At 72.0% G+C, this 23,659-nt stretch carries 18 protein-coding genes; 10 read left to right on the top strand and 8 right to left on the bottom strand.

The window, feature by feature from the left end; translation table 11 throughout:
- Window positions 1-4 precede the first annotated feature (4 nt).
- Together ACSRUE_RS39255 and ACSRUE_RS39250 are read left to right on the top strand one after the other, a co-directional pair.
- The gene (locus ACSRUE_RS39255) at window positions 5-964 is read left to right on the top strand and encodes a hypothetical protein (RefSeq protein WP_441288037.1); all 960 of its coding nucleotides are present in this window, start codon (window positions 5-7) and stop codon (window positions 962-964) included.
- Window positions 965-1,060: 96 nt separating this feature from the next.
- Window positions 1,061-1,564 carry a hypothetical protein gene (locus tag ACSRUE_RS39250; RefSeq protein WP_441288036.1) on the top strand — a complete coding sequence of 168 codons (504 nt, stop codon included), beginning with the start codon at window positions 1,061-1,063 and terminating at the stop codon, window positions 1,562-1,564.
- Window positions 1,565-1,597: 33 nt separating this feature from the next.
- On the opposite strand, the gene ACSRUE_RS39245 is transcribed toward ACSRUE_RS39250, so the two are convergent.
- Complete coding sequence (locus tag ACSRUE_RS39245) at window positions 1,598-2,167, bottom strand: hypothetical protein (protein WP_441288035.1); 570 nt, start codon at window positions 2,165-2,167, stop codon at window positions 1,598-1,600.
- A 319-nt stretch (window positions 2,168-2,486) separates the two neighbouring features.
- Here ACSRUE_RS39245 and ACSRUE_RS39240 point away from each other — a divergent pair, with 319 nt between their 5' ends.
- Both ACSRUE_RS39240 and ACSRUE_RS39235 read left to right on the top strand, forming a co-directional pair.
- Entirely contained in the window at window positions 2,487-2,891 is a 405-nt protein-coding gene (locus tag ACSRUE_RS39240; protein ID WP_441288034.1) for a GFA family protein, read from the top strand.
- 386 nt (window positions 2,892-3,277) lie between these two features.
- Complete coding sequence (locus ACSRUE_RS39235) at window positions 3,278-3,943, top strand: hypothetical protein (protein ID WP_441288033.1); 666 nt, start codon at window positions 3,278-3,280, stop codon at window positions 3,941-3,943.
- 12 nt (window positions 3,944-3,955) lie between these two features.
- Here the strand turns inward: ACSRUE_RS39235 and ACSRUE_RS39230 are convergent, their stop codons facing one another.
- Entirely contained in the window at window positions 3,956-4,936 is a 981-nt protein-coding gene (locus ACSRUE_RS39230) for a 2-dehydropantoate 2-reductase (RefSeq protein ID WP_441288032.1), read from the bottom strand.
- Window positions 4,937-5,155: 219 nt separating this feature from the next.
- Between ACSRUE_RS39230 and ACSRUE_RS39225 the strand changes: the two genes are divergently transcribed.
- On the top strand, window positions 5,156-6,361 hold the full coding sequence (locus ACSRUE_RS39225) for an SMP-30/gluconolactonase/LRE family protein (protein WP_441288031.1): 1,206 nt from the start codon (window positions 5,156-5,158) through the stop codon (window positions 6,359-6,361).
- 204 nt (window positions 6,362-6,565) lie between these two features.
- Window positions 6,566-7,933, top strand: coding sequence for a hypothetical protein (locus ACSRUE_RS39220; protein WP_441288030.1), 1,368 nt, complete (start codon window positions 6,566-6,568; stop codon window positions 7,931-7,933).
- A 150-nt stretch (window positions 7,934-8,083) separates the two neighbouring features.
- Here the strand turns inward: ACSRUE_RS39220 and ACSRUE_RS39215 are convergent, their stop codons facing one another.
- Complete coding sequence (locus ACSRUE_RS39215) at window positions 8,084-8,503, bottom strand: putative metal-binding motif-containing protein (protein WP_441288029.1); 420 nt, start codon at window positions 8,501-8,503, stop codon at window positions 8,084-8,086.
- A 243-nt stretch (window positions 8,504-8,746) separates the two neighbouring features.
- Between ACSRUE_RS39215 and ACSRUE_RS39210 the strand changes: the two genes are divergently transcribed.
- Both ACSRUE_RS39210 and ACSRUE_RS39205 read left to right on the top strand, forming a co-directional pair.
- Complete coding sequence (locus ACSRUE_RS39210; protein ID WP_441288028.1) at window positions 8,747-9,988, top strand: radical SAM protein; 1,242 nt, start codon at window positions 8,747-8,749, stop codon at window positions 9,986-9,988.
- Between the two features lie 18 nt (window positions 9,989-10,006).
- Window positions 10,007-10,828, top strand: a complete 822-nt coding sequence (locus ACSRUE_RS39205; RefSeq protein WP_441288027.1) for a metallophosphoesterase — start codon at window positions 10,007-10,009, stop codon at window positions 10,826-10,828.
- A gap of 47 nt (window positions 10,829-10,875) precedes the next feature.
- Here ACSRUE_RS39205 and ACSRUE_RS39200 read toward each other — a convergent pair whose 3' ends face one another.
- The gene (locus ACSRUE_RS39200; protein WP_441288026.1) at window positions 10,876-11,661 is read right to left on the bottom strand and encodes a hypothetical protein; all 786 of its coding nucleotides are present in this window, start codon (window positions 11,659-11,661) and stop codon (window positions 10,876-10,878) included.
- 304 nt (window positions 11,662-11,965) lie between these two features.
- On the opposite strand from ACSRUE_RS39200, the gene ACSRUE_RS39195 reads away from it, so the two are divergent.
- Both ACSRUE_RS39195 and ACSRUE_RS39190 read left to right on the top strand, forming a co-directional pair.
- On the top strand, window positions 11,966-13,630 hold the full coding sequence (locus tag ACSRUE_RS39195; RefSeq protein WP_441288025.1) for a glycoside hydrolase family 30 protein: 1,665 nt from the start codon (window positions 11,966-11,968) through the stop codon (window positions 13,628-13,630).
- A 368-nt stretch (window positions 13,631-13,998) separates the two neighbouring features.
- Window positions 13,999-17,361, top strand: a complete 3,363-nt coding sequence (locus ACSRUE_RS39190; RefSeq protein ID WP_441288024.1) for a HEAT repeat domain-containing protein — start codon at window positions 13,999-14,001, stop codon at window positions 17,359-17,361.
- A 34-nt stretch (window positions 17,362-17,395) separates the two neighbouring features.
- On the opposite strand, the gene ACSRUE_RS39185 is transcribed toward ACSRUE_RS39190, so the two are convergent.
- From ACSRUE_RS39185 to ACSRUE_RS39170, 4 genes are all read right to left on the bottom strand, one after another.
- Entirely contained in the window at window positions 17,396-18,295 is a 900-nt protein-coding gene (locus ACSRUE_RS39185) for a sterol desaturase family protein (RefSeq protein WP_441288023.1), read from the bottom strand.
- Window positions 18,296-18,327: 32 nt separating this feature from the next.
- Window positions 18,328-19,455, bottom strand: coding sequence for a 2Fe-2S iron-sulfur cluster-binding protein (locus ACSRUE_RS39180; protein WP_441288022.1), 1,128 nt, complete (start codon window positions 19,453-19,455; stop codon window positions 18,328-18,330).
- A gap of 121 nt (window positions 19,456-19,576) precedes the next feature.
- Window positions 19,577-20,497, bottom strand: coding sequence for a LysR family transcriptional regulator (locus ACSRUE_RS39175; RefSeq protein ID WP_441288021.1), 921 nt, complete (start codon window positions 20,495-20,497; stop codon window positions 19,577-19,579).
- A 120-nt stretch (window positions 20,498-20,617) separates the two neighbouring features.
- Window positions 20,618-23,638: a carboxypeptidase regulatory-like domain-containing protein gene (locus ACSRUE_RS39170; RefSeq protein WP_441288020.1), complete on the bottom strand. Its 3,021-nt coding sequence runs from the start codon at window positions 23,636-23,638 to the stop codon at window positions 20,618-20,620.
- Between the last annotated feature and the right edge of the window lie 21 nt (window positions 23,639-23,659).

Genomic DNA, 23,659 nt, shown 5'->3' with positions numbered 1-23,659 from the left:
GTCCATGGTCGTCGCGCTCGGGGTCGCCGCCGCGGCGCTCGCCTCGCCCGCTTGCAGCAAGTCGCCGCAGATCACGGCGGAGAGCATCGAGGACAACTGGGCGCTGACGGAGCAGCACGAGCCCGGGTCCGTCCTCATGACGGTGGCCCAGGACGGGCAGGTGACGGCGCTCGTGAAGGATCGCGACGGCAAGCCCATCGAGGCGGACGTGTCCGGCAGCGTCTCGGTCAAGGTGCCTGGCAAGGGCGGAGCCCCCATGAGCGCGGCGCTCGTGCCAGAGCCCAAATCGGGCGGTGTGCTGCTCGCCAAGCTCCCGCCGCTCGAGGACGACCTGACCGAGGTCAGCTACGAGCTCAAGGTGAAGGGCGAGCCGTTCAAGGGGGTGCTGCACGTGCCGCGCGGCGGGACCCGGGAGCTCCAGGAGAGCGCCAGGGAGCACCAGACCACCCAGCTCGACGGGACCAAGGGGCCGAACGGGGGCGTGCTCCAGCCGGTCGGAGACGACATCGTGGAGATCGTCGCCGACAAGGAGAGCGGGGATCTGCGCGTGTACGTGCTGGATCTCAACCTCAAGCCGGTGCCGATCGGCGAGCGCGAGATCAAGCTCGCGATCCAGACGGCGTCGGGGCCGGACGTCATCGTGCTCGCGCCCGGGCCCGAGCGGCTCTACTTCACCGGCAAGCTCGACGTGAAGGTCAATCCGACCAAGATCACGGTGGTGCTCAAGGAAGGCGGGCACACGCACGTGGTCCTCTGCGGTTACCGTCCAGGCGCGGTGATCGTGGTCGGCCCGCGCGCGCCCGTGATCGGCGTCCTGGTGGCGACCACGTGGGCCGTGAAGGTCGACGTCAAGCCGACCGTGGTGGTGCACGACGATGACGACGACGACGGCCGGGTCCTCGTCATCCACAAGCACAAGCACAAGCACAAGGGCAAGGGGAAGGGCAAATGGCACTGGAAATGACGGGGGAGGAGGGCGCCGCGCTCGGACGGGGCGCGCCGACGCGGTAAGGTGGCGGCGCGGCGCGCCCGCGCCTCACCCGACGGAAAGCCCTCTGCCATGACCGAAGCGCCCGAGCTCCCCGACCTCTCCCCCGACGACTGCCACCCCCGGGCCGCCGCTGCCCTCGCCGACCCGTTCTTCTGGTCGCTCACCGACGAGACCGCTCCGTTCGGCAACGAGACCGCGCACGAGACCCTCAACGCCTTCCGCGACTTCCGCGACGAGCACCCGAAGAAGAGCCCGATCGAGCTCCTCGACGCGCTCCTCGAGCGCTGGGAGGTCGGCAATGCCGGCTGGGACGCCGTGGACGCGGCCGAGGTCGAGGCGCTCGGCGAAGAGGACGAGTACGGCCTGCTCACCCGCGACGAGGCGATCCTCGCCCTGGCCTTCAGCCAGATCGTCGTCGAGGGCAGGCTCGATCCGGAGGTCCGCCGCCGCGCGCTGCTGGCGCTGGCCCGGCAGGCGCTCCCCGCGCTCCTGAGCGCCTACGAGGGGCGCGCCCTGGAGAGGGCGCTGCGGATCGACCGGATGAGAGGCGTGCTCTCCGCCCGCTGGGATTAGGTAAGCGCCTCGGCGCCCCTCCGGCGCCGGCGGCTACGGGAGCGCCCAGTCCTGCGCGTCCTGCCGGCACGCAGGCTCGCAGTCTTCGCCGTTCGGGTACGATGTCCGGTACGCGGGGGTGAAGCTCCGCTCTCCGACGAGGGCGCCGTCCCGGCGCACGACGACGTCGACGCGCGCCGGCGTGCCCTGAATCGCGAGCTGCTGGGTGAACTGCCCGGGGGCCGGGACGCAGCTCTGGGAGACGGCGTCGCCGCGCCTCGTCTCCGTGCAGATTGTCACCGCATTGACCGCGACACTGACGGTCGGGCTGCACCGGACGAACACGCCGCCGCCGCCGACCGTCGGCGTGTTCGTCCAGCTGTAGGCGCACGACACCTTGTCGCCGTCCACTGCGACCTCCAGCGTGTACTCTCCCGCTGCCCAGCGCTTGTCCGCCGTCGCGGCGGTGATGGAGAAGCCGTCGCTACAGCCAATCTCCGTGCATGACTTCGGGTCCATGATGCAGCCGGGCATGGCGGCGGTCACGGTGAATCCGGCGGCGAGCGCGGCGGCCTTGCGCGCGAAAGAGCCGAGTGGGACGAGGGAAAAAAGAGATAAGGTCATGGAGGGCATCCTCTCTCCGGCGGAACCGCCGTGGATGGACGCGCTGGCATAGCAACGGGCGGGCCACCTGCGCGGGCGCAAGAAGCCGGCGCTCCTGACGCCTTGTGCCAGGCGCCCGCCGAGCGGCATGACATGTGTGTCAGGGCAACGAACCCGCGGCTCGGCGGATGGACGCCCCGGCGCCGCCGGCGCAGCGCGCCTCCAGACCGCGCGGCGGCGCTTCGAAGGGGGCTCCCGCCGGTGCGGATTCGGGTACCGTCAGGCCATCAGGGGGTCGCGCGTCCGAACGCGAACGCCCGTCCTGCCAGGAGGTTTGCACATGAAGAAAACCTATACAGGGAGCTGCCACTGCGGCGCGGTCCGCTTCGAGGCCGACATCGACCTCAGCGCCGGAACCAACAAGTGCAACTGCTCGATCTGCACCAAGACGAGAAACTGGAACGTGATCCTCAAGCCGGACGCGTTCCGGTTGCTCGCGGGTGAGGACGCGCTGAGCGACTACCAGTTCGGCATGAAGGTCGGGCACCACCTGTTCTGTCGACACTGCGGCGTACGGTCGTTCGGGCGCGGGCATGTCGAGGAGATCGGCGGCGATTATGTGGCGGTCCAGCTCGCTTCGCTGGACGACGTGGATCTCGCGGAGCTCATCTCCGCGCCCATCCGGTACGCCGACGGACGCAACAACAACTGGGGCGCGCCGCCGGGAGAGACCCGGCACATGTGACCGTCGCCGCCGCTGGCTGCGGCGGACGGAGGCCCATCGACGGAGGCGCCGCCGCACGCCGGCGCCCCGCCCACGGCGCCGCGAGCACCGGCGCCACCGCCTGCCTTGCGAGCTCGCCCTCGGCGTCGCTCGTCACGTGGCACGTCACGCACCCCACCCCGAGCGCCCCGAGCGCCCCGAGCGCCTCCGGCTCAGGCGCCTCCGGCCTCGCCTCGGGCGCGTGGCACGCCCGGCAGAACGGCATCGGCTCGATCGCGAACGCCCCGCCGCGTCACCTCCGAGGCACCCGCGCGACGCCGGCCGCTCCCGCCCCCGCTTCGCGCCGTTCCGCCGCCGCAGGCGGCGTGGCGCCGTAAGATCCCGCGGGCTCTCGTGTTTACATGCCCATGCGCGCGCTCGCTCTGCTCCTGTGCCCCCTGCTGCTCCTCGCCACGGCCTGCGCCGCCAGGGGGCCCGACCCGGCGGATCCCCCGCACCCGGGCGCTGAAAACCCTTGCGCGCCGGGGGGAACGCCGCGGCCTCCCCGCGAGCACGTCGTGGCCACCACGGTCACGCCGGACGGCCAGATCGTCGACTGGATCCCCATCGAGTCCCAGACGCCCGACGGCAAGATCGCCACGCCTCCCGCGGGGCCAGCGGGCCCGGAGGGAGCCAGCCCCCCGCCGCCGGCGAGCCCGGATGGCGCCGCGTCGGCGCGGTCTCCGGCCGCGGCTGCCGTTCAGCTCGGGCCGAGAGGCCCGGCCGGCACGGTGCCGGTGCTGCGCCCCCGGCGGCCGCAGTGCGACTGCCTGCCCGGGTATGTCCAGCAAGCCGACGGCTCGTGCGCCGCGCTCGCGTCGCGCTGCTCGGGCGAGGGAGAGATGGCGTCGAGCAAGGCGTTCACGGCCTGCTGCCCGGGTCTCACGCCCATCGCGAGCATGGCGCGCGTCGACGGCGCGTGCGTGACCACGGCGCCCGACGCGCACCTCTGCGCGACATGCGGCGACGGCGATTGCGGCGCGGGTGAGAACGACTGCAATTGCCCGGGCGACTGCGGTGGAGCCCGGCCCTGAGCGACGATCGGATCATCCGGCATACAGGCCGCGCGTGCGGCCGCACAGGCGCACGAGGCCGAGCAAGCCGTCGATGGTCGGCGTCGGTACGCCGGTCAGCTTGCCTATCTCGTGGACCACGGTCACCAGCGCGTCGATCTCCAGCGCCTTGCCCGCTTCCGCGTCCTGCAGCATCGATGTCTTGAACGCGCCGAGCCTGCGCGTGACCTCCATCCGGTCTTCTCCGCTCTGCGCGATCGGACAACCGATCCTCGCGCCGATCGCCGCCGCTTCCTGCATCGCCTGGAGACAGAAGCCGCGCACCAGCGGATCGTCCAGTATCCGATCGCACGTCGCACCGGTGAGCACCGACACCGGGTTCATCGTCATGTTGCCCCACAGCTTGTACCAGATGTCGGTCCGGATATCGGCGCTGGCCTCGGCGTTGAAGCCGGCGCGCTGCAGCAGCTCGACCAGCGCGCCCACGCGGTGCGAAGGTCCGCCGGCCGGCTCGCCGAGGAGCAGGCGGTTGCCGAGGCCGACGCGCACCAGCCCCGGTTCCGGGCTGGAGCCCGACAGATGCACGACGCAGCCGACCACCTGGCGGAGCCGGATGGCGCGCGGAACGATGCCGCCCGGGTCGAGCGAGCGGAGCCGGGCGCCGGCATACGGCACGTTCTCGGGGGCGAAGAACCACCACGGCACGCCGTTCATCGCGGGGACGACGATCGTGTCCTCGCGGAGCAGCGGAGCGATGCGCGCGGCGACGTCGGCCAGCGCGGTGGCCTTGACCGCGATGATCACGACGTCCTGCGCGCCGAGCGCGGCCGGATCCTCCGAGGCGCGGATCGGCACCCGGGTGATCTCTCCCTCGCCTTGCAGCAGCAGGCCGCGCTTCTGCAAGGCGGCGAGGTTCTCTCCGCGCGCGACGGCGCTCACGTCGCAGCCAGCCGTGGCCAGCCGGGCGCCGAGCAAACCGCCGATGGCTCCGAAGCCGTAAACAGCAATTTTCATGGTTCCCTGCATCCTACCGTCGCCGGCCGCCGCTTGCCTCCTCGCCCGCCGCCGCCGTTCACGGCGCAGCGCGGCGCGCCGGTCCCTGGCCTGCGCGGAGCGCGCGTTCGAGGCGCGGTGCCGCTCGGTCGCCTCGGCCCTTGCGGCGCGAGGCGAGCTGACGATGATGAGCGGGCCCGATCGGCACACCAGCCGGGGGGCGCTTGGAGGCACTTGCTTATGAAGGTCACGTACTCGCTCGTCGTTTCTTGCATCGTGCTCGTCGCGGCGAATGGCTGTGGCGGCGGCGACGACGACCCGCTCCAGTCGGAGGGCGGGGGCGGATCCTCCAGCGGCGCTGGAGCTGGCGGGTCGAGCGGCTCCGCGGGCAGCGTGGGCGCCACGAGCTCCAGCTCCAGCTCCAGCTCCACCAGCGCGGGCGCGGGCGCGGGCAGCGCGGCGGCGTCGAGCGGCAGCGGGGGCGACGCGGCGGGGAGCGGCGGCGCGGGGGCGGGCGGCGCCGGGGCGGGCGGCGCCGGGGCGGGCGGCGGTGATGAGGTGTCGGCCGTCTGCCCGGGCGGCCCGTACGCGGCCGATCCGGTGCCGGCGAACGGCAGGCCGCAGCTGGTGAGAGGGGGGTTCACGTACGTCGAGGGCCCGGTCTGGGTCGCCGAGCTCGGGGCGCTGTTCTTCTCGGAGATCAACATGCAGGCGCAGAACACGCCGCCCCTCAACGGCCCGAAGGCGAAGATCCAGAAGCTCACGCCTCCGAGCACGATCGAGGTGTTCCTCGAGAACAGCGGGACGAACGGGCTGGGCCTCCACAGCGACGGGAACCTCATCGGGTGTACCCACGACACGCGCAGCGTCTCCGTGTTCGATCTCGGCACGAAGGCGCGGCGCGAGATCGCCGGATCGTACATGGGCAAGCGGTTCAGCTCCCCGAACGATGTCGTCGTGCGGAGCGACGGCAACGTCTACTTCACCGATCCCGATTTTCAGCTCAGCGCCGGCAGGCCGGAGTTGCCGACAGCAGCTTACCGCGTGTCCCCGTCCGGCGCGGTGAGCCTCATCGGCACGCTGGAAACCCCCAACGGCGTCGCGCTCTCGCCGGACGAGAGCGTGCTGTACGTGACCGAGTTCACCCCCGGCCGGATCCTTCGCTATCCGCTGAGCGCCGAAGGAGCACCCGGCGCCTCGTCCAATTTCGCGGCGAACCTGCCGAAGGCCGACGGCATGGGCGTCGACTGCGCGGGCAACCTCTACATCGCGTGGCGCGACGGCATCGACGTCTTCGCGCCGAGCGGCGCGAGGCTCGGCGCGATCACGGGGATGGGCGAGGTGTCGAACGTCGCGTTCGGCGGGGCCGATCGAAAGACCCTTTACATCACGTCGGGCGCGTCGCTCTACGCGATGGAGGTGAACATCCCCGGATATCCTAACTGAACTTTGCTGGACGCGGGTCGCCGGTGCTCAACCGCGCCGGCGTCCCAGCAGCGAGCGTCCGGCGGCTCGCCCCCGCGCGCGAGCGCGCTGTCCAGGAAATCCGTGATGGATTCACCGACGCGGAACACCCTGCGGGCGACAGCGCTTGACCGGTCTGGCGGTCCGGCGTAGGTCACGATGATCGAGGGACTCGAGCCGGTGTGCATGGGAGTGGTTGTCGCCGAGACGCTCGCCGCGCAGCACATCGGGCGCGACGCCGAAAGCAGCCTCGACGCCGCGCTCGCCCTGGCGACCACGCTGCACGCGCCGGGGCAGCGCGAGCGCTATCGGCGTCTGCTCGAATGCGCGATCGAGCAGGCGGATCGCGCGCTGGCCGCCGCCGAGCAGGAGCGCGCCGCCCTCCAGGAACATGAGGTCGACGCTGGAAGAGAGCGAATCCTCGCGACGGCGATGGGCGCCCGTTCGACGCTGGCGAGGGCCCACGCGGCGCGGGCGGCAGACGCGCTCCACGGAGCGGGCCAGCTCTCGTTGAGCGCGCAGCGCGCGCCGACGCGCGAAGCCTGCGACGACGGCTGGCGGCGCGTGGAGGCGATCGTGACCGGCGCAGAGGCCTCGGCGCGCGCGGCCGCCATCAGCGCCTCGGAGCTCGAGGGCGGCTCTCTGCGGTCAAAGGTCGCCCGCGCTGCGCGCGCGGCGGCTCACGAGGCCGAGGTCGCCGCCCGCGCTGCGCGCAGGATCATCGAGGAGCGAAACCACGCGTATACATTCCACACGGACGGCGGCTTCTCGTTCGGCGAGGGGTGGTACGTCGCCGCGGCCGCCGTCCTCGCGGGCGCGGCCATCCAGGTCGAGCCAGGCAAACCGGGAACGCCGCAAGCCGAGGCGTTTCTGCGCGATGCAGGCCTGTGCGATCACCTTCAGGCGTACCGCCCGCGCCCGCGCGCGGTGAAGCAGACCACGGAGATCGTCGCCCGCGCCTTCAAGGTCGATCCGTCGTCCGCCCAGGGGAGACTTCGCACAGCGTTTCTGGCGGACGCGCCGATTCCGGAATCGGTGATCGCCTGGGTCGATCGCAGGCTCGCGGAAGCGCGGGCGGGGGCGTCATGCCGGAAGAAGGTGCTGCTCTGGATCCGCGAGGGGAGCCACCACCCGCACCGCAACACGACGCTCGCCGAGCTGCTCGAGCTGACGGACCTCGTTCAACGCACGGGGCTCGTGCCTGTGCTGACCGGCGACGCCCTTCGAGACGCGCGGGTCCCCGAGGGAGCGATCGACATGACGCTCTTCTGGAAGGACCCGACCTTCCGGCAGCTCGACATGCGCCGGGCGCAGCTGCAGTTCTTCGAGCACCTGAAGCGAACGCACGGCCTCGTCGGTCAGCTCGGCGTGACGACCGCGGGCATGGACGGGCCCGCGCTCATGGGACTTCCCACGATGTACCTCACCGAGGCGTCGAACGTGCGTATGCGGGAGTGGGTCGGCGCGGTGCCGGGATACCAGGAGATCGTGCGCGAGGGGGGATATCTCGAGCGCGTCCGCCATGCGTTGTCCGAATGGGCCGCAGCTCCGTAGGCGAGGCGTCCCCTCGAATTTTTCGGGAAGATTCACAGGGAGGCGGGGAGAAGGAGAGTAAAAAATCAATCTCCCCGTCTCCCCGTCTCCCCGTCTCCCCGTCTCCCTGTTCAATTCCCCATTAAAATGCCAACAAGGTGAGGGGATCTGTCAGGAGGCGCCGCCAGCGCCGCCTCCGCCGCCTCCCGCGCCGCCGGTGCCGAGCGGGGTGTCGTCGCCGCTGCAGTCCTGATCGATGCTGTCACCTGCCACGTCGGTCGCGCCGGGGTGGATGTCCGGATTGCCGTCGTCGCAGTCCTCCTCGGGCCCGTAGCCCTCGCATGTCGCCTGGTAGCCGTCGCCGTCGCTGTCGGTCGCGGGCTCGTCGCACGGGGGCATGCCGTAGCAGGCCATCAGCGTGACAGCCATCATGCCGCCCGACGCCGCCGCGAGCAGCCGGCCCGCGATCCCGTGGCGCGCCTGCGCGCAGGTGACGCGCTCGGCCGTGGGCGTCGCGCCGCAATGCGGGCAGGCGGAAGCGCCGGGAGGCAGGAAACCATCGCAGCAAGGACAAGCGCCGAGGGTGAGCATGAGGATCTCCGCCGTTGGGCCATGAGGCCGAGCCCTGGCGCGCCTCGGAAGGCCGAGCCAGGGAGGTCAAACCGTCCCATTCTATGGCAAGCCGCCTCGGCGACGCACAAGGAAAATGAAGGGGAGTGGCGCAGCGGCGTGCGCGTGGCGCGTGCGCGTGCGCAGGTCATCATCCATCCCCCGCGCGATCGAAAGGGCGCCGGAGAGCAGGAGCCGGCGGCGGAGTTCGCGGTAGGCTCCGGCATGGCGCTGCGCCGTCTCGATGTGGTCCCCGGCGAGTACTTCCCGGCGTACGTGGTCTGGGAGCTGACGCTCCGCTGCGATCAGCCCTGCCGGCACTGCGGATCCAGGGCAGGGGCCGCGCGGCCCTCGGAGCTCGGCACCGACGAGGCGCTGGGCGTGGTGCGGCAGCTCGCGGCGATGGGCGCGCGCGAGGTGGTGCTCATCGGCGGCGAGGCCTACCTGCACGACGGCTTTCTGGAGATCATCGCGGCGCTCAAGGCCGCGGGCGTGCGGCCGACCATGACGACCGGAGGGCGGGGGATCACGGCGGAGATCGCGGCGCAGATGAAGGAGGCCGGCCTGCACAGCGTCTCGGTCAGCGTCGACGGGCTGGAGCGCGCCCACGACCTCATCCGCAAGGCCCCGGGCAGCCACCGGAGCGCGCTCGCGGCGCTCGGGCACCTCCGGGGCGCGGGGCTGCTCACCGCGGCCAACACCAACCTCAACCGGGTGAACCAGGGCGATCTGGAGGCGCTCTACGACCTGCTCCGGGAGCAGGGGATCGAGGCGTGGCAGGTGCAGATCACCGCGGCGCTCGGCCGCGCGGCCGACCGGCCGGCGATGCTGCTCCAGCCCTACGATCTGCTCGACGTGCTCCCGCGCATCGCCGCGCTGAAGCGGCGGGCCTTCCGCGACGGGATCACGGTGATGCCCGGCAACAACCTGGGCTACTTCGGCCCGGAGGAGGCGCTCCTGCGCTCGCTGCGCGAGGGCGGCCGCGACCACTTTCGCGGCTGTCAGGCCGGGAAGCTGGTGCTGGGGATCGAGTCCGACGGCGCGGTGAAGGGCTGCCCGTCGCTCCAGAGCGACGCCTACGTGGGCGGCGACCTGCGCGGGCGCGCGCTCCAGGAGATCTGGGACGAGGCGCCGCGCCTCGCGTTCGCGCGGGCGCGCACGGCCGACGATCTCTGGGGCTTCTGCCGGAGCTGCGCCTTCGCGGAGGTGTGCATGGGCGGGTGCACCTTCACGGCGCACGCGCTCTTCGGGCGGCCGGGCAACAACCCGTACTGCCACTTTCGCGCGCGCACGCTGGCCGCGCAGGGCAAGCGCGAGCGCCTCGTGCCCGCCGCGCCGGCCGCGGGGAGGCCGTTCGACAACGGGCTGTTCGAGCTGGTGCTGGAGGATCTCGACGGCCCCGATCCCGGGCTCGATTCCCCGGAGCGGCTGGTCCAGCTCACGCGCAAGCCGCGGGCCTCGAGCTGACTTTGTTAAGGTTCCGGGATGGTCCAGCCGGTCACCCGCCGAGCCTTCCTCCACGCCAGCTGCTGCGCTGCAGGGATTGCCGCCTTCGACGGGATCGCCATCGAACCTTCCTGGCTCGATGTCGCCGAGCACGATGTCCCGATCCCCCAGCTCCCGGCCGCGCTCCAGGGGTTTCGGATCGCTCACCTCTCTGACATCCACCTGCGCGCGCTGGGCAGCGTCCACGAGAAGGCCATCGCCGCCATCCGCGGGCTGGCGCCCGATCTCGTCGTGCTGACCGGCGACTCGATCGAGGGCGAGGGCGCGCTCGGCGTGCTGGAGGAGTTCTGCCGCAGCCTCGCCGCGCCGGGGCGTGAGGTCCTCGCCACCGTCGGCAACTGGGAACACTGGGGGCACGTCCCTTTGCGGAGGCTGAGCGAGGTGTACGCGCGCGCCGGAGCCAGGCTCCTCGGGAACGAGTCGGTGCTGCTGAAGCGCGGCGTCTCCATCGTCGCGACGGACGATTTCTGCAGCGGGAACGCCGATCTGCGCGCCGCCCTGGCGAGCGTGCCGTCCGCTCCGGCTCGGCTCTTTCTCACGCACGCGCCCGGCGTCTTCGAGACGCTCCCTCCCGGCGCGCCGCGCTTCGATCTGGGCCTCGCGGGGCATACGCATGGAGGACAGATCCGAGCGCTCGGAACGGCGGTGTGGGTTCCGCCTGGATCGGGCCGATTTCGCTCGGGCATGTACGACACGGCCCATGGCAGGGTGTACGTGAGCCGCGGTGTCGGCACAAGCGTCCTTCCTGTGCGGTTCACATGTCGGCCAGAGCTCCCCGTGTTCCGGCTGATCGCCGGGTGATGTCCTGCCCGACGACGGACGGCCGGGGGTGAACCGCCCGGAGGCCGTCAGTCGCGCTTCGGCTCTGCGGAGAGCGCGTCCAGGCGGCACGCGACCGACAGCGAGAGCCCCACCTCCAGCAGCGAGATGGGCCGCTGCTCGATGGCCCCCGGCGGCGCGCAGTCCACCAGCAGGAGCGGCGCCGACGCCGCCTGCGCCGCCTCCGCGAACGATCGCGCCCTCCGGAGCCATTGCTCGGTCAGCTGCGCGCGGTGCGCCTCCGGCTCCTTCACCTCGGCCCGAGGCTGCCCGAAGGTGGCCCCGCGCCGCCCGTCCTTCGCCGCCTGCACCGCGGCGCTCACCTCGCGCCTGACCTGCGCCACGGCTGCGGCCAGCCGGCTCCTCGCCCAGAAGTCGAGCTCGGGGGCGAGGCGCACCTCGATCACGCCGTCGACAGCGGCCGATACGGCGTCGCCCTCGCTCTCCGCCTTCTCGGTGAAGACCGTGGTGAACGACGCGCCCAGCATCTTCACCGTGGATGCGCCGCCGGTCGCCTCCTTGAACTGCCGCTCCAGGTCCTCCACCGAAGCCTTCGCCGCGGTGAGGGCGCGCTGCGGATCGGCGTCGGTCTCCTGGAGCGCGAAGCCGAGGACGAGCACGTCGGGGCGGACGACCAGATCGGTTTGGACCGAAGCCCGGCTGGGCAACGCCGGCGCGGGCAGCCTGCTGGGCATGCTCGCCGACGTGGAGCCCAGGCTCGTCGCGTAGGAGGGGGAGAGGGCCGCGCCGGGCGCCGCCCCGGATGCGCCCCCGCAGCCGGCCAGGAGGGCGAGGGCGAAAACCGCGGTTCGCATCGGGGGCCGACGCTAACACGCGCATCGAAACCCAGCAATCGTACGGCCGGGTTGGATCCGCTGTGCACGATCTGGAACGCGTGCCGCCGTGCCATCCGCGACGTCGACGCGGACCTTCGGCACGGGAGACGTGACGCGAGCGCATGGCGCGTGCGTGCGCCGGGTCATCGACGTGGAGCTTGCTGCCTTTTATCCCACCCGCCCGATCACCGTGGGGCCTTCTGGGCATATAGGACGGCCACTTTCTGACGCCTGCTGCAGGCACCGCCAAGGGGTTGCACCCCTGGGATGGAGGATTTTTGTGATGAACAGGGCACGCGGTTCGACCGCCGGCATATTGCTCGCGTTTCTCCTGGTGGGTTGCGGTTCTTCGAGCGGCCCGGAAGAACCCGAGAGCTCGGGCGGCCCCGGTGCGGGTGCGGGCAGCAGCGGGAGCGGGAGCGGAAACGCGAGCGGGAGCGGGAGTGGAAACGCGAGCGGGAGCGGGAGCGGAAACGCGAGCGGGAGCGGGACGGCAGGCAGCGGCGCGGGGACGGGCGGCTCGACCGGTTCGGACGGTGCGGGCGGCGATCCGGGCGGAGACGGCGGCGGCGGCTCGTCTTCCGGTACCGGCGGCGGTGAGCCCGACGTTGTCGAGCCCACGTTGATCACCTCGGGCGCGAACGAGTACTGGAAGATCGGGACGCCGACGGAAGTGACGAGCGGCAATGCCGACGTGACCGTCGACGACGCGGCAACGCAGCAGCGATGGGATGGCTTCGGCGGCTCCTTCAACGAGATGGGCTGGAACATGCTCTCGATGCTCAGCGAGGCCGAGCGGCAGCGAGCCATCAAGCTTCTCTTCGATAAGAACGAGGGCGCAGGGTTCTCCTACGGGCGCATCCCCATGGGGGCCAGCGACTATGCGATGGACCGCTATAGCCTCAACGAGAAGAAAGATGATTTCACGATGGAGAGCTTCTCCATCGCGCGGGACAAGGAGAAATTGATCCCGTTCATCAAGGCGGCGCTCGCCGTGAGGCCCGGCCTCCACCTCTGGGCCAGCCCCTGGACGCCCCCCACCTGGATGAAGAGCAACGGCGCCTTCGATGGTGGCAAGATGAAGGACGACGCGAACACCCTGAAGGCGCATGCCCTGTACTTCGCGAAGTTCGTGGAGGCGTACGCCGCGGAGGGCATGACCATCGAGGCGGTCCACCCCCAGAACGAGCCGACCTACGAGACGAGGTATCCGAGCTGCGGGTGGACGGGGCAGCTCATGGCCAAGTTCATCGGCACCTACCTCGGACCGACGTTCGAAGAGCGCGGGATCAAGGCGCAGATCTTCCTCGGCACGATGTCCAACGACGCGGCGGACCCGCAGATCCTCAGCGCCGTGACCGGCGATGCCACCGCGATGAAGTACGTCAAGGGCTTCGGGCTGCAGTGGAACATGCGGGGCAGCGTGAACGGCCTGAAATCGCGGAATCTGCCGATCGTGCAAACGGAGCACCAGTGCGGCAACTACAACTGGAACCCTCCGGGCGTGCCGGCGTTCAACCCGGACACGGCAGCGAACGATCACGCGTACGGGCAGGAGAGCTGGGGGCTCATCCGCGACTGGATCAAGGCGGGGGTGAACTCGTACAGCGCCTGGAACATGGTGCTGGACCCCGTGGGGAAGAACATCGACTCGCAGCGGCCGTGGCCCCAGAACGCGCTCCTCAACGTGAAAGCCGACACCAAGGAGCTGGTGCTGACCCCTGCCTACTACGTCTTCCGCCACGTCTCGCAGTACGTCGATCCCGGCGCGATGCGCGTCAACACGACCGGCGGCGACGCGCTGGCGTTCAAGAACCCGGACGGCAGCATCGTCACGGTCATCTACAACTCGGGCAGCTCCGCGAAGGCGACCACCCTCGGCGTGGCCGGCAAGAAGCTCCAGTTCAGCGTTCCTGCCCGCGGCTGGGCCACCGTCAACTGGAAGTGAGGCGCGCGCGACCCGGCCCGGGTCGACCCATCGCGGCCCGGACCTGTCGACAGCCTCCCGGGAGAGATGAAACTCAAACCGGAGGGTGTCGACAGCCTCCCGGGAGAGATGAAACTCAAACCGGAGGGTGTCGACAGCCTCCCGGGAGAGATGAAACTCAAACCGGAGGGTGTCGACAACCTCCCGGGAGAGATGAAACTCAAACCGGAGGGTGTCGACAGCCTCCCGGGAGAGATGAAACTCAAACCGGAGGGTGTCGACAGCCTCCCGGGAGAGATGAAACTCAAACCGGAGGGTGTCGACGCTCCGGAGCGTCGCCGCGCTCGGCCTTGCGAGCCTCCGGCCCCGGGGCGCTATGATCGCCCTCCATGGATGCCGCTTCCTTCCTCGCCGACATCGAGCCGCTGGCCCATTACGATCGCGTCCGACGCGTGGTGGAGCTGGGCCGCGCCGCCGCGCGCGGCGACGCCGGCGCAAGCGCGCTCCTCGGCGCGCTCTGGAGCAGCGCGCAGCCCTACGAGCGGCTCCTCGCGCTCATGAGTGTCTACGGCTCGGGCGACGGCGCGCGCGTCGTCGCGGCCGTCTCCGACCCGTCCCGCTCCGTGCGGCGGCGCGCAAGCCGCATGGTCGCCCGCTTCTGCGACGACGCGCAGGCGCTCGCGGCGCTCGGCGCCCTCCTCGAGCGCCGCACCCTCCGGCGCACCGTCGCCCAGCTCGCGCGGCGGAAGCGCCAGGCCGCCGTGGACGCGTTCCTCGGCGCGCGCATGCAGGCGGGGCGCGATCCGCTGATCGTGGATCTGCTCCCGTTCGGCTCCGAGGCGCTCGTGTCGGCGCACCGGCACGCCATCGACGAGGCGGGCGGCCCGAGCTGCCTCGATCGGCTCGGCGTGAGGCACCCCGCGGCCGCGGCGCGCTGGTTCGGGGAGGCGATCGCCCGCTCCAAGTCCCTCGACGCTCGCCTGCGCTACCGCCTCGCGCCGCTGCTCGTCCCGCTCGCCCGGCGCGCACCCGACGCGGCGCTGCCGCTGATCCAGGCCCTCTTCGAGCGCGGCGAGGAGCCCTCGTTCCTCGCCGGCTCCCTGCACCTCCTGGCCCGATCGCGCCCGGCCGCCACGTTCGACCTCCTCAAGGCGCGCCACGAGAGCGGGCGACCCGCGCGCCCGCCCGGCGTCTTCGGTGTGGTGCGCTTCGACAAGGGCGCGCCCGCCCTCGGCGCCGAGCGCCTCGATTACCTCATCCGCCACGCCTGGGGCGCGCTGAGCGACGGCAAGCTGGGCCCGCGGTGGTTCCTGCGGCTCGGCCCCGACGACCAGCAGGCGGTCCTGCGGGCCTTCCTGCTCGGAGGGGCCGGGGGCTACGGCGCCTTCCTGTTCCGCTACGTGAAGGCCGAGTCGGCCAAGGAGCAGACGCTCCGGGAGCGGGCCTTCGCGCGCTGGTCGTGCGCGGCGCAGGCCACCGACGGCACGATCGCGCCCGAGGTGCTCGACGCGCTGCCCCGCGACCTGCGCGAGCGCGAGGCGAGGCGGCACCTCACGAGCTGCCCGTCGCTCGTCTCGAAGCCGGACCGGCGGATGAGCTACGCGCGCCTCCTGTCCTTCGCCGAGGCGAAGGAGGTGCTCGCGCCGCTCCTCGGGCACCCGGAGGGCGACGAGCGGGCGAAGGCACAGGCGCTGCTCGTCGCGAGCGTCCTGCACGACCGGGGCGCGCTCGCGGACGCCCTCGCGAACGTGCGCGCCCGCAAGTTCGAGCAGGATCCGGTGCGGCGGGCGATGATCGGCGCCCTCGCCGCGCTGCCCCTCGGCCGGTTCGCGCAGGAGCACCTGGAAGCCGCGGGCGCCGTGGCGCAGGACGCGCTCGACGCAGCGGACCTGTCCCACGCCACGGCCTCGGCCGTGGAGCGGCTCGTGGTCCGCCTGTTCCGCATCGACGGGGCGTGGGGGGCGCGCTGGCTCGCGAAGATCCTCGCGGTGCGCGGCTCGGTCTCGACGGAGGGCCTCGGGGAGGAGCTGACCCCGGCGGAGGCCGAGCGGCTCAGCCCGGCGCTCGCGCAGCTCGCGGGCGCGTGGTGCACCGGCGAGCGGGCAGGGGCGGTGCTCTCGCTCGCGCAGAGCCTCGGCATCCGCCTCAGGGTGGTCACGCCGCTGCTCGAGGCGCTCGAGCGGCTGTCCCGCGAGCTCCCGTTCGTCGGCGTCGCGGCGGGCGCGCTCGGCCTCCTGCGCGCCCACGACAGGCCGCGGTTCGCGCGGCTCGTGCCCGCGCTGCTGCGCGAGGACAGGAGCTTCGTGCTGATCGCGACCGTCGCCCGGCACGTGAGCCAGAAGCGCCAGGATCTCCTGGACCCCCTGCTCGACCGGGCGCAGCCCATGACCGGCAGGTTCGCCACGGGCAAGACGCGCTGGGTGCTCGACTTCGGTGGGGGCCACGGCCGCTGGACGGCGAGGCAGCAGGAAAAGTACGCCGCCGGCCTCCGCGCGTTGCTCGGCGACGAGACGTGCGATGTCCCCACGCTGCGGTTCGCGATCTCCGCGCTGGTCCGGCTCGCGTACGTCGACGCGTCGGCGATCACCCCGTTCGCCTCGGATCCGAGGCCGCCCCTGCGCGAGATGGCCATCCGGGGCCTGCCGTGGCTCGACGCCGGCCAGGGCGTCCCCGTCCTGATCGAGTGCCTGGGCGACGATCGCGCGCGCTGGGCGATCTACGCGCTCCGGAAGGCGTTCGCGGAGATGTCCCGGGAGCGGGTGCTCGCCGAGCTCCGGGCGGTGCCGACCACGAAGGTGACCGTGGCCAAGGAGGTCGTGCGCCTGCTCGGCGAGCTGGGCGGCGACGACGCCTACCGCGACCTGCTCCGGCTGGACGCCCCGAAGACCCACCGCGACGTGCGGATCGCGCTGCTCCGGGCGCTCTGGGACCACCTGGACAAGCCCGAGACCTGGGACGTCTTCGGCCGCGCCGCCCGGGATCCCGACTGGATCGTGGCCTCGAAGCTCGCGGACATCCCGCTCGGCAGGCTGTCGACCGAGGCCGAACGGCGCGTGGTGGACCTGCTCGCCGCGATCCTCGGGCGGGCGGAGCCGGAGGCGCGGCTCGACCTGCTCCGGCGCGGCGCGTACCTGCCGCTCCGGGACGAGGCGCGGTCGCTCTTCCGCCGGCTGATCGAGCACATGGCCGCGCCCGCGCCCGAGGAGGCGGCGGAGGCGCTGTCCGCGGCGCTCGCCAGGATGCAGCCGGGGGAGGTCGCGACCGTCGTCCAGCGGCTCGCGGAGCTCTCGCCGAGGCGCCGGCACCTCGTGGCGTTCCTGCCCGTGCTCTCGGCGCGGCTCGGCTCGTACGCCGCGAAGCACCACGTCGCCGTCGGAGAGGGGCTGCTCGCCGCGCTCAAGGCGGACGCCCTGGCCGTGCCCCAGTACCTGGGGCTCGCGGCGCGCCTCCTTCCCTGGAAGGCGCTCGGACAGGCGCTCGCGGAGCTCGGCCGGCGGGACCTCTTGCACCACGACGCGATGGTCGCGGCGATGTCCGCGGTGCACGGCTGCGCCCACCCGTCGCAGCTCGAGCAGGAGCTCCGGGGGAGCCCCGATCCGCGGCTGCGCCGGCTGGCGCTGGAGGCGCTCGTGCAGGCGGCGTCGCCGAAGAACGGCTGGACCGCGGACCGGCGCGAGCTGCTGGCAGAGCGCTACCGGAAGGACCCGTCCCCCGCCGTGGCGGGGCCGGCGTCGTTCGTCATGCCGCCGTGAGGCGGGGCGCGCCGGGCGCGCCGTCTGGCAGGGCTCACCTCACGACGACAGCGCGGCCATCGGCGGTGTAAATCACCGCCTCTGCCCCGGCGACCTCGGCATCCGGCGACGTCGGTTCGATCGGCCGGCGACGAGCCGCCTTCTCCTTCGTCGAGCGCACGAACGGCCAGAAGAGCTGCTCGGCCCAGGGCTCGACCGGCGCGCCCTCGGGGAGCCCGAAGCCCTCCTGGCGCGCGTGCGGGATCATGAGCGTGCCGTGGATCCAATCGAAGCAAATGAGGGCGGCGCCATAGTTCTTCGTGGCATTGCCGAAGCGGCCGACCCCGTGGTGCACATGGTGCGTGTCGGGCAGCGAGACGATGCGCTCGAGGATCCGCATGACAGGGCGCGTGGAGCGGCTCCGCTGGAGGTGCAGGTCCCAGCGGAGATCGCTGTGCTCCGCCAGCACGATCATCGTCCTGAAGGCCAATCCCACGATATAGACGCCAGGGTGGCCGAGCCAGACGACGAGCGGGGCCATCCACGTGCCCGGCAACAGGACATGCCAACTCCAGTTCTCCCGGTACGTGACCGCGATGTTCATGTTGCGCGGCACGTGGTGCGGCTTGTGGATCCGCCAGAGCCAGGGCAGCTCATGGCTCTTGCGGTGTACCCAGTAGATCCCGTATTCATCGAGGAGCACGTAGATCGGGAACACCAGCCAGGAGCTCACGCCGGCGAGCGCGCCCTCGGAGGCGGGCCAGAGCGCCCCGAGCGCCCAGGTCACGGCGACGAAGGACGCGCCGCGGATCACGAGGTAGGCGCCGACGGACACGAGGCTCGCGCCGAGCTCCCGCATGGTGAGCACGCCTGTGCGCCGATACAGGCCGAGCGCGAGCTCGAGGGCGGCAAAGAGCGCGAGGAAGACGAGGACGAACACCGTACCGTGGAGCATGAGGGCTCTCCTTTCGAGCGTCGTGGCCTGGCTCAGGCGACCGCAGCGGCGGCGTGAGCCACCGAGCCGCGGTCCAGGAATCTGTCGTGATGCAAGTGCATCCGCGGGATCTCGCCGCGCAGCACGTCGAGCACGGCGTCGATCATCCCGGGCGGCCCGCACACGTAAGCCGCGCAATCGGCGTGGCCCGCGGCGACCTCACGCAGGTGGTCGGTGACGTGCCCCTTACGCCCTGTCCAGCTCGAGCCTTCGGGCTCGTGCGAGAGCACGGGGATGAAGACGAATCGACCTCGCCATCGCTCCTCGATCGACGCGATGGCGTCGAGCGCATAGAGATCCTGCCGGGTGCGCGCGCCGACGACCAGCGTCACGTCGCGGGCGAGCCCATCCGAGAGCCCCTGCTCCAGGATCGCCTTGATCGGAGAGAGCCCGGTGCCTCCTGCCACGCAGAGGAGCGGCCGATCGGCCTCGTGATAGCGGAAGCTGCCGTGGGGCCCCGAAAAGCAGAGGCGCGCGCCCGTGCGATCGGCCCCGAAGAGCCAACCGGTGAAGGCGCCGCCCGGCACGTGGCGGATATGAAAGAGCGCCCTGCGCGGCGAGGCCCGACCCGGCGCCTCGGCGAACGAGTAACAGCGCGGCTCGCCGAGCCCCGGGACGCCGGGAACCGTGAGCTGTGCCATCTGCCCGGCCACGTAGCGGACGTCCGCGGCGAGGTCGACCTCGAGCGCGACGATGCTGGGCGCGAGCCGCGTCACGCGCGCGACGCTCGCGTCGATCTGCGCCGGCGCTCGATCCGTCGCGCGCCGGCGGCCCACCCCCGGGACCTCGACCGCCACGTCCTCCGACACGGCCAGGCTCTGGCAGGCGAGCACGAAGCCGGCAGAGATCTCCTCGGGCGCGACGTGGCGCGAGATATCGCTCTTGAGTCGGATATGCCCCTTGATGAGGCGGCACTTGCACGTGCCGCACTCGCCCACGCTGCACATGTGTGGAAACGGGATATTCCCGCGCACGGCTGCGCTGAGCAGCGTTTCTCCGGCCTCGATACGGGCCGCGCGATCGCTGCCGAGGATTTGGAGGGTCCCGGCTCGACCCCTCGTCCGGCCGCCGAATGAGATGGCTTTCACGATGTCATGGCTCCCTGTTGCACGTGGCTTCATGGGGGCGGCCACCGAAAAGCCCAATCAGCAAATGGTATGAGGCAGATTGCCGGCGTGAATATTCCGCCGAATCCGCGGCCGCCCGTCTCTGTCCCGGCCGAGCCCGCCCGCGTGGGACGCGTCAGATGCGGCTGCAGAGCTCGATGAGGGATCGCCGGAGCCACTCGTGGGCCGGGTCGCCGTCCTGACAGGCATGCCACATCATGAACAGCGGGATCGGCTGGAGGGGGAGCGGACAGCTCACCACCCGCACGGGGAAGTGCTGCTCGAACAGCCGCGCCAGGGGGAGCGGCAACGTGCAGACGAGGTTCGACTGCGAGACGATGAACGGCATCGAGAGATAGCGGGGGACCTGCACCCGCACGCACCGGGCTCGCCCAACGGCGGCCTGGATTTGCTCTGCCAGGTTGGTCTGGCCCTCGCGCGGCTCGATGATCACGTGCTCGAGCGCCATGTACTCGTCGAGGGTCAGCGAGGGGCCGACGGTCGGATGATCCTGGCGCACCAGAGTGACGAACTCGAGGTCGAGCACGCGTGTTCGCCGGAACTCCTCGCCCGGGATGGCGATGTGATCCAGGACGAGCTCGATCTTGCCGAGCCGCATCTCGTTTTGCAGCGAGGTCCCGGGCTCGCGACAGAAATCGAGCCGGACGCGGGCGCCGAGCTGCTCGAGCCACTGCAGAAAACGAGGCAAGAGGAGGGCCTCTCCGATGTCGCTGATCCCGAGCCTGAAGGTGCGGCTCGCCGTGCAATCGAAGGCGCCGGTGTGGGCGAGTGATGCCTGGATCAGGTCGAGCGCCTTGCGGATCGGGCCGGCGAGCGCGAGGGCGCGCGGCGTCGGGGCCATCTCCTTGCCGCGGCGCACGATGAGATCGTCGTTGAACAGCAGGCGCAGCCGGTTCAGCGCGCTGCTCACGGCCGGCTGGGTCATGCCGAGGCGCTCGGCCGCCCGCGTCACGTTGCGCTCGGTGAGCACGGCGTCCAGCACGGTGAGCAGGTTCAGGTCCACGGCGCGCAGGCGAGGCAGCGGCGGTGCGTTCATGCGGGGAGGGTAGCGCTGCCCCGACAGACACCCGCCGCCGAGGGCCCGAGCGGCGTGCGTGTACGGTCCATGAGGGAGATCCCCGAGACCTCTTGGGCACCGGGAGGTAGCGGCCGGCGCCTACGGTGGCCCGGGCGCGGCCTCGATGCCGCCCTGCCCGACGCCCGGGGGCGGCGGCATCGCCGCGGCCACAAGGGCCACGCGCGCCCCGCGCGCGAGCCCGAGGGTCACCCGGGTCCCCGCGGGCACGCGGAGCAGGGGCCCGACCAGATACCCCAGCTTGCCGGTGACATCGTGGCCGTCCACCGAGACGATCACGTCTCCCACCTGCAGGCCCGCCGCCGCGGCCGGACCGTCGCGGCGCACCTCGACCACCTTGTGCGGCCGCATGGCCACATCCATCGGCGACCGGGGCGGCTCGACCGTGAACCCGAGATCGCCGGGAGGCTCGTCGTGCTTCATCCGGCGCTTCGCCATGAACAACCGCCCGACGTCGGTCTCCGCGCCCGGCTGCACATCGACAGGGATCATCGCCGCATCGAACGCCGAGCTCATCGGATCCGCGGGCATGAGCATGAGCGCGAGGGGACCTCTGGGCACGCGGTCGAGGTGAAAATGACCCGCTCCGTCGGTGACCTCGTGCTGCTGCACCGGCGAGGGCGCCATTCCGCCGGCGCGCGGGTACGCGTGCACCGTCACCCCGGCCATGGGCGCGCCGTCCTCCAGCGACACCACCTGACCCCGGAGCGCGACGCGCCCGGCGAGCGTGAGCACCACCCCGCTCCGCTGCTCCCCCTGCGCCAGCGTCACCTCGCCCGTGGCCGTCCCCTCCGGGGCGTCGGCTGCAATATCGTACCTGCCCGCCGGCAGGTCGCTCATCGTCCAGGCCCCGTCCGTGAACGAGAAGGACTCGTTCCGGAAGAACGGCGCTTCGCGGCCCGTGACGCGGATCGTGAACTGATCGGGCGGCGCGCCGCCGGGGCTGGAGACGGCGCCGGAGACGGTGCCTGTCTCCTGGATCGTGAGCGTCACGGTGCGGCCGACCTCGACGTGCTCGACGGCGGCGCGGCCCCCTCCGCGGCGCTGGGCCTGGACGGTGTACGTGCCCCGGCCCAGGTTCCCGATCACGAACTCCCCGTCGGGATCGGTGAGCACCGGCGCGTACGGCCCCATGCTCTCCGGCGGCGGGGGCGGAGGGGCCGGGGCGCCCGGCTCGCCCGCGCCCTCGGGCTCCCGCTGGACATTGACGAACGCGTCCGCCACCGGCCTGCTGCTCCCGTCGACGACGCGCCCGTGGATCTCGCCGTTCTGGCGCTCCACGACCAGGCTCACGCGCGCGGCCGCCCCTGCCTTCACGGTGACCGCGACCCCGGGGTCGCCGCCGCCGGCCTGACCTGGCGCCCTCATGGGCATACCCCCCTGCATGGCCCAGATCCGGTATGCGCCCGGCGCGACCCCCTTGATCACGAATGTCCCGTCCGCGAGCGACTTTCTCGGAGGGCCGCCCCACCCGGGCTGCTGCGCGCTCAGCATGACGTCCGCGCCTGCAACGGGGCGGCGGTCCTCGTCGGTCACGGTGCCCTCGACGCGACCCCCGCTGTCCATCACGAGGGTGATCTCGGGAGCGCCCTCATCGACGAGCTCGACCATCACCGGTTCGGGCGGAATGTGATCGTTCGAGTGCGCCATGACCCTGTGTTTGCCAGGGAGGAGCCCCCGGAGCACGAAGCGGCCGTCGTCATCGCTCTGCCCGACGGGGCCGGGCTGCATCGGCTGCATCCGCCCCATATCGGTCGGGCTCGCGTGGACCATGGCGCGCACAGGCTTGTCCTCGCGGTCCACCACCCGGCCGCGGAGCGACAGCCCGGCGCGGACGGTCCACACGAGTCCCTCGACGTCCGCCTCGCCGACCTCCACGGCGGGGTAGGCCGGCTCCGACGCGTGATCCTGGCAGAGCACCACCACCTGGTACGAGCCGGGCAGCACCCCCTCGAAGCGCGCCGAACCGTCGGCCCCGAGGACCGTCGGGAGCCAGCCGCTCCCCTCGTGAAACAGGGTGACGGAGCCGCTCGCGCAGGGCCCGCCCCCGGGCGCGACCTCCACGCGGCCCGCCACGCTGCTGGCAGGGTGCATCTCGATCACCACCTCGCTCGCGGTCTGGCCGATCCCGAGCACCACGCTCGCGCGCGCCTGGCCATGGCCGCCCGCGGCGCGCGCCGTGGGCTTGTACCGCCCGGGCGGCAGGCCCGGGATGCGGAAGCGCCCCTCCGCGTCGCTCGACACGGGTTTCACCTCCCCGGGGCCCCACCGCTGCGCCATCCCGGGACGGACCGTCGCGCCGGCGATCGGCGCGCCCGACCCCGCCTCGACGACCCGCCCCTCGATCACCGAGCCGGGCGTCATCGAGATCTCGAGCGGCGGCCCCGGCGCCATGCCGTGCTGCGACCCCTCGGCGTACCCGTCGGCGGTGGCGCGCGCCAGGCAGTATCCCTCCTCGGTCCACGCGGAGAAGGCGCCATCCGCGTCGGAGCGGGTCACCGCGGCGCCCTGGTGCGACCCCAGGAAGCCATGAATCATGACGAGCGCCCCGGCGATGGGCCCGCCGCTGACGTCCTTGACGTGGCCCCGGATCTCGACGCCGCCGCGGACGAGCGTCAGATCGACGCCGGTGCGCGCCTCTCCCTGGCGGAGATCGAGCCAGCGCGTGCGGTCCGGGGCAGGGGAGGTGTAGCTCGCCGGCCGGTGGCCCGGCGCCGAGGCGAAGATCGTCCAGCGCGCGGGGGAGAGATCCGCGATCTGGTAGCGGCCGTCCTCTCCTGCGGGCGCGCACGTCGGCTCGCCCAGATCGAACGGCGTCAGTCCGCTCGCTCCGCCGCTCGCGCTGGCGCACACGAGCGCTCCGGCGACGGGCGAGCCGGCCGCATCGGCGACCCGCCCCGCGATGCTCCCGAGCGTCGGCGGCGGCGCGTCCCTCGCGCGGAGGCGCCGCGCTCCCCGCGTCGAAGCGGCGCTCGCCGGAGGCGCGGGGCCGTCCGCCGGCGCCTCTCCGGCGCGGAGCCACAACAAGAGGCCCAGGATCCCCGCCGCCGCCAGCCCGAGCAGGGCAAGGGCAAGCCACCGTCTCGCTTCCGCTCTCTTCATGGCCTGACCGAACGAGCTCGG

Source organism: Sorangium sp. KYC3313, assembly GCF_052075895.1.
Lineage (GTDB): Bacteria > Myxococcota_A > Polyangia > Polyangiales > Polyangiaceae > Sorangium > Sorangium cellulosum_B.
This window is presented reverse-complemented; position numbering and strand designations above follow the sequence as displayed.